Annotated in this window: 14 protein-coding genes and 1 riboswitch; of the genes, 3 read left to right on the forward strand and 11 right to left on the reverse strand. The window is 44.4% G+C overall.

The window, feature by feature from the left end:
* Positions 1–22: 22 nt before the first annotated feature.
* From nirB to MHH86_RS22070, 7 genes are all read right to left on the reverse strand, one after another.
* Positions 23–2,446: a nitrite reductase large subunit NirB gene (gene nirB, locus MHH86_RS22040; RefSeq protein ID WP_036682952.1), complete on the reverse strand. Its 2,424-nt coding sequence runs from the start codon at positions 2,444–2,446 to the stop codon at positions 23–25.
* 231 nt (positions 2,447–2,677) lie between these two features.
* A complete protein-coding gene (locus MHH86_RS22045) occupies positions 2,678–3,388 on the reverse strand; it encodes a hypothetical protein (protein ID WP_036682955.1) in 711 nt (236 codons plus the stop codon).
* Between the two features lie 150 nt (positions 3,389–3,538).
* A complete protein-coding gene (gene ric, locus MHH86_RS22050) occupies positions 3,539–4,234 on the reverse strand; it encodes an iron-sulfur cluster repair di-iron protein (RefSeq protein WP_036683205.1) in 696 nt (231 codons plus the stop codon).
* Positions 4,235–4,531: 297 nt separating this feature from the next.
* On the reverse strand, positions 4,532–5,257 hold the full coding sequence (locus MHH86_RS22055; protein ID WP_036682956.1) for a hypothetical protein: 726 nt from the start codon (positions 5,255–5,257) through the stop codon (positions 4,532–4,534).
* 211 nt (positions 5,258–5,468) lie between these two features.
* Complete coding sequence (locus tag MHH86_RS22060; protein WP_036682958.1) at positions 5,469–5,786, reverse strand: helix-turn-helix domain-containing protein; 318 nt, start codon at positions 5,784–5,786, stop codon at positions 5,469–5,471.
* 124 nt (positions 5,787–5,910) lie between these two features.
* Complete coding sequence (locus MHH86_RS22065) at positions 5,911–6,234, reverse strand: hypothetical protein (protein ID WP_036682960.1); 324 nt, start codon at positions 6,232–6,234, stop codon at positions 5,911–5,913.
* A gap of 23 nt (positions 6,235–6,257) precedes the next feature.
* Positions 6,258–7,193: a Gfo/Idh/MocA family oxidoreductase gene (locus tag MHH86_RS22070; RefSeq protein ID WP_036682963.1), complete on the reverse strand. Its 936-nt coding sequence runs from the start codon at positions 7,191–7,193 to the stop codon at positions 6,258–6,260.
* A 163-nt stretch (positions 7,194–7,356) separates the two neighbouring features.
* Here MHH86_RS22070 and MHH86_RS22075 point away from each other — a divergent pair, with 163 nt between their 5' ends.
* A complete protein-coding gene (locus MHH86_RS22075) occupies positions 7,357–7,974 on the forward strand; it encodes a VTT domain-containing protein (protein ID WP_036682965.1) in 618 nt (205 codons plus the stop codon).
* 102 nt (positions 7,975–8,076) lie between these two features.
* The gene (gene msrA / locus MHH86_RS22080) at positions 8,077–9,063 is read left to right on the forward strand and encodes a peptide-methionine (S)-S-oxide reductase MsrA (protein ID WP_036682967.1); all 987 of its coding nucleotides are present in this window, start codon (positions 8,077–8,079) and stop codon (positions 9,061–9,063) included.
* A 91-nt stretch (positions 9,064–9,154) separates the two neighbouring features.
* Here the strand turns inward: msrA and MHH86_RS22085 are convergent, their stop codons facing one another.
* Positions 9,155–10,270 carry a DUF4349 domain-containing protein gene (locus MHH86_RS22085; protein WP_051491265.1) on the reverse strand — a complete coding sequence of 372 codons (1,116 nt, stop codon included), beginning with the start codon at positions 10,268–10,270 and terminating at the stop codon, positions 9,155–9,157.
* Positions 10,271–10,698: 428 nt separating this feature from the next.
* Between MHH86_RS22085 and MHH86_RS22090 the strand changes: the two genes are divergently transcribed.
* Positions 10,699–10,851 carry a DUF1540 domain-containing protein gene (locus MHH86_RS22090; RefSeq protein ID WP_076098619.1) on the forward strand — a complete coding sequence of 51 codons (153 nt, stop codon included), beginning with the start codon at positions 10,699–10,701 and terminating at the stop codon, positions 10,849–10,851.
* A 146-nt stretch (positions 10,852–10,997) separates the two neighbouring features.
* On the opposite strand, the gene metE is transcribed toward MHH86_RS22090, so the two are convergent.
* The 3 genes from metE to MHH86_RS22105 all read right to left on the reverse strand — a co-directional run bounded on the left by metE (position 10,998) and on the right by MHH86_RS22105 (position 15,296).
* Positions 10,998–13,301, reverse strand: a complete 2,304-nt coding sequence (metE, locus tag MHH86_RS22095; RefSeq protein WP_036682970.1) for a 5-methyltetrahydropteroyltriglutamate--homocysteine S-methyltransferase — start codon at positions 13,299–13,301, stop codon at positions 10,998–11,000.
* 154 nt (positions 13,302–13,455) lie between these two features.
* Positions 13,456–13,662: riboswitch (cobalamin riboswitch) on the reverse strand.
* A 99-nt stretch (positions 13,663–13,761) separates the two neighbouring features.
* A complete protein-coding gene (locus tag MHH86_RS22100; RefSeq protein ID WP_036682972.1) occupies positions 13,762–14,622 on the reverse strand; it encodes an undecaprenyl-diphosphate phosphatase in 861 nt (286 codons plus the stop codon).
* Positions 14,623–14,672: 50 nt separating this feature from the next.
* Positions 14,673–15,296: a DedA family protein gene (locus MHH86_RS22105; protein WP_036682974.1), complete on the reverse strand. Its 624-nt coding sequence runs from the start codon at positions 15,294–15,296 to the stop codon at positions 14,673–14,675.
* Positions 15,297–15,311 lie beyond the last annotated feature (15 nt).

Raw genomic sequence — 15,311 nt, forward strand, 5'->3', positions numbered from 1 at the left:
CCTTCTGTGTGCGTTATATCCGCTAGACTCTTGTTTCTTCAAAAAGCGCAGTACGAGTGCTACTGTCATTAAGCATTTTTTTCCAAGGATCCGTCACCTGAGTCAGAGCAAAGTCAATCCGTGCGGCCAGCTCTTTGCGGTTATCTTCATTATTCAAAATGACCATTTGAATCTGCTCAAGTCCCATACGCTCAACCCACTCGGAGGTTCTCTCCAAATAATTGCCGGTCTCACGGTAATATTGCATCACAGCGGAGCACACTTCGATCAACTCTTCATCGGTCTTAATTTTGCAGAAGGAATCAGCAATCCGTGGTTTGATCCCACCGTTACCACCGATAAATACTTCCCAACCGCCGTCATTACCGACGATGCCAATATCCTTCGTGCAGGATTCCGCACAGTTACGTGGGCAGCCGTTGACAGCTATTTTAAACTTGGCAGGAAAATCAAGACGTTCATACTTACGTTCTATGAGCGCGCCCATTCCCAGCGAATCCTGTGTACCGAAACGGCAGAACTGTGAACCCACACAAGTCTTAACCGTACGTAGCGATTTGGCATAACCATAACCTGATGGCATATCGAGCTCTTCCCATACCTTCGGCAGATCCTCTTTTTTCACCCCGATTAGATCCAGGCGTTGCCCACCAGTCACCTTCACAACTTTTACATCATATTTAAGGGAGACATCAGCGATTTTCTTCAAATCCTCTGGTGTCGTTACCCCGCCGTACATGCGTGGAATAACGGTATAGGTTCCGTCTTTCTGAATATTGGCTCCCATACGTTCATTAACAAAACGTGATTCCTTCTCATCTTGATGTGTATCCGGATTTAGCATCCCCAGATAATAGTTAATCGCCGGACGGCATTTAGAGCAGCCTTCCTCTTGTTTCCAACCCAGTACATGCATAACCTCTTTAGTAGTACTAAGACCTTTAGCTGTAATCTCAGCAACAATCTCATCCCGGCTAAGCGTTGTACAGCTACAGATACCTTGCTTGGCAGACTGTTCAAAACTATCACCCAGGACAAATTGTAAAATTTGTTCTACAACCGGTTTACAACCTCCGCAAGAACGCGTCGCTCCTGTACATGCTTTGATCTCGTCCACAGTAGTAAAACCATTTTCTATGACCGCATCCACAATCGCTTTTTTCGTAACCCCATTACAGCCACAAACGATTTCTTCGTCCGCCATAGCTTCTACAGATGTGCTCTTTTTGGCTCCGCTTCCGCAGCAGCCCGTACCCATGACCTCTGTATAAATCTCATCGGTCATTACAGCACCTTGTTTTACTAACTTTTGCAGGTTAGCCGATTCCGTCACATCCCCGAACAGGACTGCACCAACAATGACATTGTCTTTGAGCAGAATTTTCTTATAGGTTCGCTTCCATTCATCTTTGCTTGAGATTACAGTGTGCTCAGGGGAATCCATAAACTCACCTGCAGAAAATACATCCACACCGGAAATTTTTAATTTGGTGGAGACAACAGAACCTTCATATGGATTTGTATCACTTCCGCAGAGATGTTTAGCTAGAACCATACCCTGCTCGAAGAGCGGCGCTACTAATCCGTAACAAACTCCGCGATGTTCGGCACATTCGCCAATGGAATATACATTCTGCATAGAGGTCTGCAAATAATCGTCCACTACAATTCCACGATTAACAGCAATTCCGCTTTCTTTTGCCACAGTTATATTCGGTTTGATGCCTACAGCCATAACTACAAAATCAGCTGCAAGTGTAGTGCCATCACTAAATTGTAAACCACTTACTCTCTGTTCCCCTGTCAATTCTACTGTTTGTTTGCCCATGGCAAATTTCACGCCTTGACGCTCTAGCTCAGCTTGCAACATAGAGGAGGCATTACGATCAAGCTGGCGCTCCATTAGATCTTCCATCAGATGCACTACAGTAACGTCCATGCCAAGGTTCACAAGACCCTTTGCCGCTTCCAATCCAAGTAAGCCCCCGCCGATTACCGCCGCTTTGTTGTATTGTTTAGCCGCAGCTAGCATCGCATCACAATCTGCAATATCCCGGAAACCCACTACGCCTTCCTTATCACAACCAGGTACAGGTAAAATAAATGAATTCGAACCCGTTGCAATAATCACTTTATCGTAAGAAACAGCCATACCGTTATCCGCAATTACTTGCTTGGAATGCTCGTCAATTCGCGTAACTGTTGTTCCTGTATGCAAAGTAATGTTGTTATCTTCATACCAGTTCCAGTCGTTTAGGATGATATCGTTGATGGTTTTGCTGCCTTCGAGAACATAGGACAACATGATCCGATTATAATTGGGGTGAGGTTCGCTTCCAAAGACCGTAATGTCATAAGCTCCACCTAGCTTCAATATTTGCTCTAGCGTACCTATGCCTGCCATACCGTTGCCGACTAATACTAATTTTTCTCTCTTCGCTGCCATAGTTAGGTGCCTCCTCAGTCTTATCCGTTCTTGTTGAACTTTGCTTCAACTTATCTTCTACATAATGAAATTATACATTTCAAAATTTAAGAGAGATTGTGATTACAGTCACATTAAATGTGAATGTTTTCACATAAAAAATAAGACAACTTTGTTAGGTTCTAAATTCTAATAAAAAAAGCCAGATCACAGGTTCTGAATAACCGTAGATCTGGCATTTATGTACTTTTTTTAACGTATAGCCAATAAAATCTCCAATTCATCCTGCACTCTAAGCTTCATGTCCATTCCATTCTCAAGCAGCTGCTTCCCATTCACCTTCATCTTCCAAACTTCATTGCTAAGAGGAGTATAATCACCAATGGATAACACCTTTTTGTTGTCTTCGGTCAACTGCACCACACTGCTGTTCTTCAACAAACCTCTCACTGTTAAATCTTCAGTAAATCCCATAACATATGAATGATTCAAATTCACTTGCTCACTTCCGCCATTCACGGTCAACAACACAATTTGAAGCGGTTCCTCTTGTTCCTTAGACATCGCAGTAATTACTAATTTTGATTCATGCCCGACGGTTCGACCCCAATCCTCAGATCCAATGGTCTCCCCATCCATTTGCAGCTCCCAATTCATTCCTGGACTGAGTGAAATATTATTTACCGTTAGAATGCTTGTGTTATCCTCAGAAAAGGTGGCCTTCCCACTACCTTTCAGTAGGTCAAAGATCGTTATCCCTTTTCTGTAGCTCTCGCTAAGCTGCTTGTCCAAAGGGTTGGTCAGCAAGTCATTTCCCGCAACGATAAGCGAAAGCGTAGGCCCGTCTGATCCTGCTAAGCCATTATTCCCTTCATTATTAACGTCAGCAAGAGTCGAACATCCACCTATTATGAATACGATGACTAATCCTAGTAACAACCTCCACATATATTTCGTGGGCATAGTGACACCGCCTTGTCCCGCCTAATGACCACACAGCGTCTCAGGCTTGTAGTAAGTTATGCATACTGTCTATTTAAGAATAACGTAAATAAGCTTTGTTCTCAAATATAAAAAAAGTCCCCTAAGGGACTCTTTGAAAACTCATTTTTTCTACTGGAATCTAGGGAACAATATATTATTCTCCAGATGAACATGTTCAAAAGTCATGCTCTCCAGCTCCTCTAGCCGGGCATAAGTCAAACGATAGGTTGTACAAGCATGAGCCGGTGGGGTGAAATCATCTGTTATTTTGCGTATTTGTCTCAATATATCGCCTGCTGAGTCATGTTCACTCTCAAGGTCAATTAATGCCTCACGAAGTATGGTCAGCCCTTCTTCACTTGGATTGGCATCATACGCTAATAATTTTGGAAACTCGTCTTCCTCTTCTTTAGCTGTATGCTGTAGCAGATCTTCCTTGAGTGCATTAAACAAACTATATAACTCTTCTAAATGAGGTGAATCTCCGCCATGAACCCGGTATACCTTAGTTACATTTTGGCTAATCAGGGGCAGTTCTTCCCGCAGGTAATGGTGATGTTTACTCACAATATGGTCGATTAACTCTGCAGAAGGTGCTGTGTTCCATGCGAGTTCTTCTTGTGGTACCGGATATTCCTCGAACAGCTTGTTGAGATCACTAATGATCATCTCTTGATCTAGTCCACGCTCTACAGCTGCTTCAGCAAGAGGTTTGGCGCCTCCACAGCAGAAATCAATCCGTTTGGACTTGAAATAATCCGCAGCTTTTGGGAATTGCAGCACAATATCTTTTACCAGGGCATCTGGAGTAAATCCAGGTTGCACCGATTGCTTATGCTGTAAATCTGAAATTCTATCATTAGGTTGTTTAGTTTCCATAATAGTTCCTCCTCGGGATATGTGATCAGGTTCTGAAAAAATCTTTTCTACCTGTTCACCTTAACCCTGAAAGGAGTTTTGACTTGTGATTGTACTCACGAAAATTGTATCTCTTTTTTGAACGAAAAAGGTCAATCATGGAGATAAATCCCCACAATCGACCTGTCATTTGTTTACCACACGGGCAACAGTAATGTTATTTGTCTTACATTTATCTATTCGGTCACACCAAATCTGTATCTTTTATTGAACATAAGCCTGCATATACGTTCGCTTACCCTTTGCGTCCTTTAAATAAGGTCCTAAACCAGCAAAGCGGGAGTGATCCATATAAACACCGGTCATCCATCTGCCTTCTGTCAGGCCACCATTCCATTTGAGGACAAGGTCAGGGGCGGATATCCATTCCTGATAAATCTGTATATTCTGATCTTTGTACTCTTTACAAGGCTTAGACTGCTCCAGTAGACGTAGATCGTTAAGATAAGTTGGCACGAAATAAGAGGATATCGTATGCAAATCATCTTCATCAAAAAAGGGCTCATCCCCTAAAAAGGGTTTGAATAATACGGTATTCTCGTACATGGACCAAATTAAGGCTTGTAGCACCATGCTCTGGCGAATGCCATTATGAAACTTATATTGTCGTTGATTACCTGCCATATTCACTTCTTGAAGAGGTTCCGTCGACTCCAGGCAATGCCGTTCACAGCCGATACATTTCCAGCCAGAAGGACTTTGAATCCATTTTTGAAAAATAGTTCCGCTATCATTGTTGCCTTTGTAGAGTGAAGAGATAATGCTGTAAGGCACACCAATCCACGCATCCCATAAGGAATCTGGAAGATGGCTATGCAGCATGAACAACGTCTTGTCATAGATGAGCTGTACTTTGATCGAAGCGTTCTCCAGCTCAGTAACATCCTTTTTTCCATACGTTATTTCCCGGGAATACAGGGTGGTCTTCATCTCCCTCGCCTCCTAATAGTTTTGCTATGCCTGTACTCCAGCTGAGTAGATTTGAGCAAAAACCAATATTGCAAGCGTTTCCATTCAAGGAACATACAACGTTTTTTCTATTATATTACAGATTTTTTCGATCTGTGCAAGGTTTTTATTTAAAAATTGAAAAGCCCTCCTCCGTTCTTCAGGAAAAAGGGCCACAACACGACTTTGATTTCTACTCTACCCAGCTCTCAGCCCAAGACTGAATCTGCTGCATAACAGGCTCCAGCGCACGGCCTTTGTCTGTTAGTTCATATTCAATACGTACAGGTGTTTCCGGGTATACATGTCTAACCAGAATACCCTCACCTTCCAAATCCTTCATCCGCTCGGACAGCATCTTATCGCTCATTGAAGGAATGAGGCCGGAAATATCTTTAAACCGCTTCGGTCCACTCATCAATGTCTGAATAATAAGTCCATTCCAACGTTTGCCTAAGAAAGAGAAGGCTGTCTCAAATCTGGGACACATCGAAATTTGATGTTCTTCCATTGTTCTCACCTCTCACTAGCGAAACTTACTATTAGTTAGTATATATAATATTAACACATTTCATCCCTGATGAACATCGTTTACTAAAAAAAGTTCATCTGACATTATCATTATATCCTCGTTGTCAATCCCCTGTATGTGCTTTAGATTCCCTTTGAGCAATCGCTTCTGTCACGATTTGCGCCAAGTCATCATTTCCGAATAAGGAGAGTACGCCGAGAACTGTGTCATCGGAAATATCCCCTGCTTCCTCCGCAGAAACCGTTAGGGCAAGCGCTTTTCGCAAGGCTTCATTCCCTTCTTGCTGTGGATAAGCCTGCAAATATAAACTGTGCGGGTCGAGTCCTTGATTCACGCACCACTGGGCGAATACAAGGATCATCATCTCTTCCTCCCGCTTATAGCTTTCGATGATTTGTTCCTCCACTAATTTACGGTTGTCTTCCATATTTTACTCCTTTCTTAGAGACCTCATTCAGCAAGCTGAGCTGCCAATCTATGACTAGGCAGAACTGCTGAAGCAGCAATACTGCATAACTCTGGTGTATTTATATTGTTCAGGAAATGATCTACCACTCCACCGAAACCTCTTCTATCCAGCACCGTATCCCAGCTTCCAAAGCTCTGGGTCCGTGGCAAAGCATTTTTTTCATATAGGATGGCTTGGTCCAGATCTGCCACTTCCACCGAACGGCCATTACCGTGCAGCTCCAGCTTCTCCAAATCAACACCAGCCTCACGAACCATACTATACATCCCCACTGAGCCTTGCTCCCAACCCAGCATTCCAGATGCCTGGACAAGTCGCCCCTCTCCATTGGATTGAAGATTACTGCGAAGCAGCTCATACTGATCTCCACATAACCATAACAGCAGATCAAGCATATGAATCAAGTCGTCATGTACAGTCTCACGGCTGCTGCCTAATTGCAGCTTCGTGCGATGTTTAATCGCGTGGCAATGGCTAATGCCTCCAGCTTCCTCGAGCCAACTCTTGGCGGTGACATACATTGGGGCAAAACGCCGATTAAAGCCCACTCCTAGCAGCAGCCCTTTATTTTCTGCCAGCTCTGCCATCCTTCTGGATTCTTCCAGATCATAGGACAGCGGCTTATCTACATACACCGAAATCCCCTGTTCGAGACATTTTGTTACTATATCATAATGGGTCGTCGTTGGGCTATGCACAAATACTGCATCCAGATCCCAAGACAACAGCTCGTCCAAATTTGTCGTACCTTTAGGAAAGCGATAGGCATTAACAGCTTGCTCTACTGTTGTGGACGAGTGACTGAGAACCCCCACTACCTCAACTTGTCCATGCTGAGAGAGCAGTGGCAAATATACTTTGCGGGCGATATTGCCAATCCCGATGATGGCGACTCTTTTGCGTACAGAAACGATCACTGATCTAACTCCCCTCTTTATAATTCAAGAATTTATCTCTCTCTTTGTTCTCTATAAATGCTATTATACCTGCTTGGCGTTCGCCGACAATGATCTTCACTTCAATATTTACTTTTTATCCCGTATGATGAGATGAATGAGTGGAAGAAAGGGTATATTAGCTATGAGAAAATGGTTCTCGATTATTCTTTATGTTTCGGGCACAATCCTTGCGTTTATCTACAGATATGACATCCTTAGCTGGATGAAAGAGGATCATAATCTTTTTGGCTCTATAGGGATCGCAACTTTACTGGCTCTCTTTCCAGTTGTACCGTACAAAGCGGTCATCGGATTTTTTGGTTATGCATACGGAAGTTTGGCTGGTGCTTTAATTTGCTGGGTAGCTACAACCCTTGCTGCCGCATTCCTTTTCGGCGTAGTGAAGTTCTTATTTCAAGATCAAGCGAGAGCTTATCTGACTTCTATTCCCTTACTTGAAAAATTCACAAAAGGCATAGAACGGCGGCCCTTTGCTTCTATTGTCTTAGCACGTCTCTTGCCGATTATCCCGCAGACCGCAGTTAACATCTATGCCGGAGCAGCCGGGCTGCCCTTCTGGAGTTATCTAGCTGCCTCAGCTATTGGAAAAATCCCAGGCATCGCCTTGTATGCCTTCCTTGGGGATCAACTGTTCCAGAACCCTGGAAATGCGATTATAGCCATCGTTGTTTATGCCATTGTGCTTATTATAGCCGGACTAAGCTTTCGTTACAGTTCACAGGAAGTAAAAAAACACTAGGTAACAGAGAGCTTATTTGGCGGAAGCTAGCAGGCTGTGGTTATTTGCTTTATAATTAGATTGTGATCTATTTAATTGCATTACATGAATGGAGGGATATTAATGAGTGAACATCAGACTAACCATATAAATTCCAAGGCGGAAAAAGCAACCTTTGCAGGTGGATGCTTCTGGTGCATGGTCTCGCCGTTCGAGGAATTGCCAGGCATTATTAGTGTCGTCTCCGGCTATACTGGCGGGCATACAGTGAATCCTACCTATGAAGAGGTATGCTCCGAAACCACAGGACATGTTGAAGCGGTACAAATTACGTTCAACCCAGAAATTTTCCCTTATAGCAAGCTGCTTGAATTATTCTGGCAGCAAATTGACCCAACCGATGCGGGTGGACAATTCCATGATCGCGGCACCTCTTACGGAACGGCTATCTTCACCCATTCTGAAGAGCAAAAGCAACAAGCAGAGGCTTCCAAGGCAGCTTTGCAAGAAAGCGGACGATTCGCTAACCCGATTGTTACCCCGATCCTCCCGGCAGCAACCTTCTATCCTGCCGAAGAATATCATCAGGGCTACCATCGTAAGAACCCGGGCCACTACAAACGTTACCGTAAGGGTTCCGGCCGAGAGGATTTTATCGAAACCCACTGGACACATAAAGAAGATAAACTAAGCTTGAAAGAACGTCTGACGCCACTTCAATATGAAGTCACTCAGAATAGCGCTACAGAGTCACCTTTCCGAAATGATTTTTGGGATCACCACGGAGAAGGCATTTATGTAGATATCGTATCTGGTGAAGCATTATTCAGTTCGCAGGATAAATACGATTCCGGTTGTGGCTGGCCCAGCTTTACACGTCCAATCCGCGATTACGCCGTGAAGGAAAAGACGGACCTCAGCCATTTGATGGTTCGCACAGAAGTGCGCAGCAAAGTAGCAGATTCCCATCTAGGTCATGTCTTCGACGATGGTCCAGGGGAAAACGGCCTGCGCTACTGCATTAATTCAGCGGCACTGCGATTTATACCGAAAGAGGATCTGGAGAAAGAGGGCTATGGCGAGTATCGTGTACTCTTCCAGCCTGCCTAATCTTCGATAACGTGCGAAACTGTACTGTCTTATAGAAAAGCCTCCAATTCACGGTATACCATGAATTGGAGGCTTTTTAATTCATAGGAGCTTATTCTTTATTCTCGTCCTCGTTCGCTTTCTTATCCTTTATTGAGGTTGTCACCTTTGGCTCTGCTGGTGCAGGGAGTACCTCCTTGTTCAGCTCCCGATTTTCCTGCCGTATCCGCTGGGTCTGCTGCTCCCGTCGTACGCGGATATTTTTGCGGGCAAACCAAACGATGGCTAAAATAATGCCCGCACCGATTAGAATCGGCAATGCGCCTGCAAGAATTACAAAAATCCACTGAAACATAACAGATAGTGCGTTCAGGCTTCCTTTTAAAGCATCTGATGCGCGTTCCAGCAATGGACCTTGCTCTGCCTTTTCCTTCACAGCTAAGCTCTCATCCGTCTGGTACACTCTAAGCTCTACCGTTGAAAAGGATACGTTCTGATCTATATATCGCATTCTGCCTTTGATCTGCTCAATCGTTTCTTGAATCGAACCAAGCTCGTTTGCAAAGGCGACCAGATCACTTGATTTCGTTGCTTTTTTCATAAACTCAGTATATTGAGCTTCCATTAACTGCTTTGCCTTCAGACGCGACTCTAGATCAACATACTCCTCCGAGACATCCTGACCTTGAATGCTGCGCTGTAGCGATTCGTGTTTTACTTTTTCCAAATTATTCAGAAAAGGAGAGAATCCGGAGGCTGGCACCTTAAGGATAAACGTCCCCCCTTGCTCATATTGCGACATGTTCTCGTTAAACTCTATAATATATCCTTTAGCCATCGTTACCATGTTTCGAATTTCAGTCTGAGCTTTACCGTAGTCTTCTACTTCCATAGTCAGATTGGCATGATAGATAAGCTTCTTGTTCAATCCTTCCACGACATCACTGCCCGTGAATCCCGCGTTTGCTTGATCCGTGTTCTCTGATGTCAAACCTTTTTCAACTGGGGCTTCGTTGCCTCCCGCTGCTGTCTCAGCCTCTGCTGAGGTATTCTTATCCGCTAATGTAGCTTTTGAAGATTGCTCAGTTGTTGCTGCAGCAGAATTACTCGTATTTCCGCCGTCACTAGCTAATTTGTCAGCTGCCGAATTGTTATCACCCGAGCCACAACCTGCCAATACCACCGCAAGAATTAATAAACATAAGTAATGCAGACCCCATTTGCGCATTCTCATTCCTCCAAAAATGTAGTGGTAATCCCTAGCATTGTAACGTTACGGAATGTCATGTTCTATACAGATCTCTTCCGTCTCTCATTTCTTTGACGCCCCAAAACTTGGAAGGTTGCACTGGAATATGGAATTTCGGTAAATTTCTTTTGGTTTTTCATGTTGAAATACACAAAAAGCCGCATTTCTGCGGCTCTTATTGGACATATTTTTTATGTGGGAGGGGTCCTGAAAGTTAAAGAACTCATTTGCTTACAAACTCATTATTTGGTACAATTACCACGTCTAACCTAGTAAAAAAATCCAAATACCCTCTATTCATAATGAATGAGGGCGTGACACGGCTTTGCTGAGACAAGCTCCACCTTGCTGAACAGAGCCGTTCTTTGAATGATACTGTCAATTACTAAAAGGGGAGGTGAACCCTCATGGCAAAAGACGTAGTTTGTGAAGTTAACTCCTGCACCCACTGGGCAGAAGAGAACAAATGCAGCGCTGAATCGATCTTCGTAGCTTTCCACAGCTCCCAAGAACCAAAACGCGCAGAAGAAACAGATTGCAAAACTTTCGAAAGTAAATAAGTAAATGCCTAAAGGGACCCTCCACGGTTCCTTCTTTTTCTTTTTCATTCTAACAAGATTGAGAATTATTATCAAGTAGCTGATTACAAAAAAATAATTGAACTAAAAAGCCAGGGTAAATTACCCTGGCTCTAATTTATTTAAGTCTATTTAGAAGCAATAACCCCTGTCTTTTCCCTCGCAATAGCAGCAGCTCTTACCATGTTACGTAGTGCATCCTCTGTCTCCTGCCAGCCACGCGTTTTCAGACCGCAATCCGGATTAATCCAGAACTGTTCAGGGTCAAGCACCCGCAGCGCACGATCGATATTCGCAGTCATTTCTTCGACAGCTGGAACCCGCGGGCTATGGATGTCGTACACTCCAAGACCGATTCCTTTATCATAGGCCTGCTCCTCAAAGCTGATAATCAGCTCACCATGGCTACGTGAAGTCTCAATGGAGATTACATCAGCATCCATAGCCGATATTGAATCGATCATGTCATTAAATTCGCTATAGCACATATGCGTATGAATTTGTGTCGTAGCCTTCACATGGTTCGTGGCAACACGGAACGACTTCACTGCCCAGTTCAGGTAATGCTCACGGTCTTCTGCCTTTAGCGGAAGTCCTTCACGAATAGCCGGCTCATCCACTTGAATCATTTCGATGCCTGCATCTTCCAACGCTTTTACTTCATGGCGAAGGGCAAGAGCAATTTGATTGGCTACCTCTTCCCGGCTGAGATCATCACGTACAAATGACCAATTGAGGATAGTAACAGGGCCCGTCAACATTCCTTTAACCGGAAGCTTCGTCAACGATTGTGCATAGACACTTTCTTTAACAGTCATAGGCTGTATAAATGCAATATCCGCGTAGATCACCGGCGGCTTAACGCAACGGGAACCGTAGGATTGAACCCAGCCATTACTAGTAAACAAGTATCCATCCAGCTTTTCTCCGAAAAACTCCACCATATCTGTACGCTCGAACTCGCCGTGGACCAGAACATCCAGACCTAGCTTTTCTTGGAAGGTAATTGCATCCGCGATCTGCTCACGAACAAATCCATCATAACGCTCCTGATTCCAGACCCCTTTACGCCATTTCAATCTCGCCTGGCGCACTTCGACTGTCTGCGGAAAGCTACCAATTGTAGTGGTTGGCAGAAGTGGAAGCTGCCATTTCTCTTGCTGCACCTTTAAGCGCTCAGCAAAAGGCAGACTGCGTTGGTCTGGTAGAGCTGCAAGTGCAAGCACTTGCTCCGCCACATCCTTACGGCCACGCTCAGGTAGTGCGCGGAACGCTGCAATAGCTTCACGACTAGCGGCCAGCGCTGCTTGAGAAGCTTCTCCTTTATCTGCGATGGCTGCTCCGAGCAGACTAAGCTCTTTAAGCTTCTCATCGGCAAAGGCTAACGCATTCTTAACTGTCGCCTTCAGCTTCACTTCACCTTGAACGGTGACTGGGACATGCAGCAGACTGCAAGAAGGCTGAAGAATAAGACGATCAAGCGGTACATGAACGCTGAGCTTTTCTACCAGTTGCAGCTTGGCGTCTAAATCGGAACGCCAAATGTTCCGTCCATCAATAATTCCGGCACCCAGCCATTTGTCCTTCGGCCAGCCAAGACGTTCGATGGAAGCCAGATTCGTTCCACCATCGTGCACAAAGTCAAGACCCAAGCCTTGAACAGGCAGCTCTAGCAGTGCCTCCAGCGGCTCAGCAGCTTCAAAATACGTCTGTAAAATAATATTCAAGCCCGGCACGGAGCCGGCAATGTCTGTGTATATCGAGTTAAGCAGTGTTAATTCTTCTTTACTTATGCCTGTAACAATCGCTGGCTCATCGATTTGTACCCAGCTTACCCCTTCTTGCTTCAGTTCCTGTAGCAGTTGAACATAGACTGGAACAAAACGTGCAGCAATCTTGGCGATATCTGCCGCTGCGTAACCTTTGGACAGCTTAAGGAAGGTATACAGACCTAAAAGTACCGGTTTACCTTCAATCCCTGCCTGCGATTTAGCAAAACGATAAGCCGCTAGAGGTTTGTTTTCAGTCAGGCGTGGTGTTTGTGTGCCGATCTCTGGAACGATATAGTGATAGTTCGTATTGAACCATTTGGTCATCTCGCAGGCAGTAGCCTCAGCATTACCACGGGCCATTGCAAAATAAAGATCAAGCCCGATGTCGCCGCCATCATACGCATACCGTGGAGGTACGATTCCAAACATAACAGCCGCATCCAACACATGATCATAAAATGTAAAATCATTTACCGGAATAAGCTCAATTCCTGCTTCTTGCTGGGTCTTCAAATGCTGCAGCTGGATTGCTGCCATTTCGGAGCGGAATTGCTCCTCATTTATTTTCCCCTGCCAGAATGCCTCCAGTGCCTTTTTCCATTCGCGGTTCTTTCCGATTCTCGGATATCCAAGATTGCTTACTTTTACCTTATTCGTCATTTCGATACACTCCCTCTTCAATCTCTTATTTCAAACTCCAAAACTACTTGCTTTCCTATAAAAAAGAGCGCCCTTCCCTAAAAAAGTCAAAGGGAAAGACGCCCATGATATACCCATGGTTAACGTCTAACACCTCCCTATCTTCCGTAGGTGAAGCAGTGCTGTTGAAACAGGCAGGTCTCCTGGCTAGCGGCGTCAACATCTTGAGCAGTCTTCCCAGCAGTAGTAAATTGCCAGTGACCTCTGTTGCTCGAGATTCTTCCGTTACAGTGGCGGGACCGCATCGGCTTCGAACCGAATTTCCCTATTAAGCCTACCGAATTACTATTTTCCGGTCAGCACCTGTCTCCGATATCATTCATCATTTGAGTGTCTTAATCTGATGTCATCATACGTGAAAGCCCCAGCAATCTGCAATAGATTACTGGGGCTTCTGTTATATCGATTCCTTATAACGGACTTAGAAAAATACGAAATATACTACAGCAGCAAGAATTATACGGTATATAGCAAACGGTAAGAGCTTGATACGATTGATCAGTTTTAAGAAGAAACGCATCGATAACAGCGCAAATAGGAAGGCACTAATAAAGCCTGCAATAAAAAACGGCAGCGCGTCCATGGTGAAATATTGCCAGTTCTTCATCAGTGACAACAGACTGGCACCTGCCATGATGGGTACTGCCATAATAAACGTAAAATCAGCAGCGGCACGATGGCTCATCCCGAGGATTACGCCACCAGAAATCGTCGAGCCCGAGCGTGAAAATCCAGGCCATAACGAAAAACACTGTACAAGACCTACACCAAGTGCCTGTTTGTATGTAATCTGATCTACACTCTCAGTTCTGATCTTCTTCGGCCCAAACAGATCCGCAATAATCATTAATATAGCCCCGATCACTAGACCAATTAACACCGTTGAGGTAGAGAATAAATGCTCATCAATATAATCATTAAACAGAACACCTAACACACCTGCAGGCACTAACCCTACCAGAACCTGTGTCAGCTTGAGGTGCCCGCCCTGCTCTAACTGCGGTAGCTTCTCTGTTACAGGATCCAACTGCTTACGGCTGAAACGCCTTAAGCCCAACAGATCAATGAATCGATTTCTAAAAATCACAACAACCGCTAATATAGAACCCAGTTGAATAACTATTTTGAAGGTATTTGCCGTATATTGTCCAAATAACTCCTGTGATTTCAGCCACATATCATCAACAATAATCATATGACCTGTGGAGGATACTGGAGCAAATTCGGTTAAACCTTCAACAAGCCCCAAAATAATGGCTTTAATAATCGTTAATAGCTCCATGTGTTTCCCTCCTTTTTAATAGTCATTTCTATTATCAGTCCTCCACCCGCTTAGCCCTCAGTGTTCATTCTCCGGCTGCGTTTGCGGAAGTACAGAAACCCAAGAATAACTAATCCGCCAGCAATTAGTACATAGACCACATTGGAGTACACATCCATGTACATGGCAATGTCTTCCCAGGATTCGCCCAAAGCCGCGCCAATAAGCACAAGCAGCAAATTCCATCCCAATGTGCCAATCGTTGTGAAGATCATAAATACTCCAAATTTCATACCTGACATTCCCGCCGGAATCGAAATCAGACTGCGGACCAGCGGAACCATCCGACAAAACAATACAGTCCAATAGCCATATTTATCAAACCAGGCGTCAGCCTTGTGGATATCTTTTTTAGTGACGCGAATTAGGCCCCCCCAGCGTTCAACCAGTTTCTCTAACCGGCTCACATCCAATAATCGGCCAATATAATAGAGAATTACTGCACCCAGTAGTGATCCAGCCGTGGCAGCAATGATTACACCAGGTATAGTTAAGCTCGTCGTAGTGGTCATAAACCCTCCAAAGGGCAGGATCACTTCTGAAGGAATTGGTGGAAATATATTTTCAAAGGCCAGCATCAGAAAAATACCGAAGTAACCAAACTGCTCCATAAAATCTGTAATCCATGCTTGCATTCTTGTTACCCCCAT

The organism is Paenibacillus sp. FSL F4-0097 (genome assembly GCF_038593125.1).
In the GTDB taxonomy this organism is placed as follows: domain Bacteria; phylum Bacillota; class Bacilli; order Paenibacillales; family Paenibacillaceae; genus Paenibacillus_AQ; species Paenibacillus_AQ odorifer.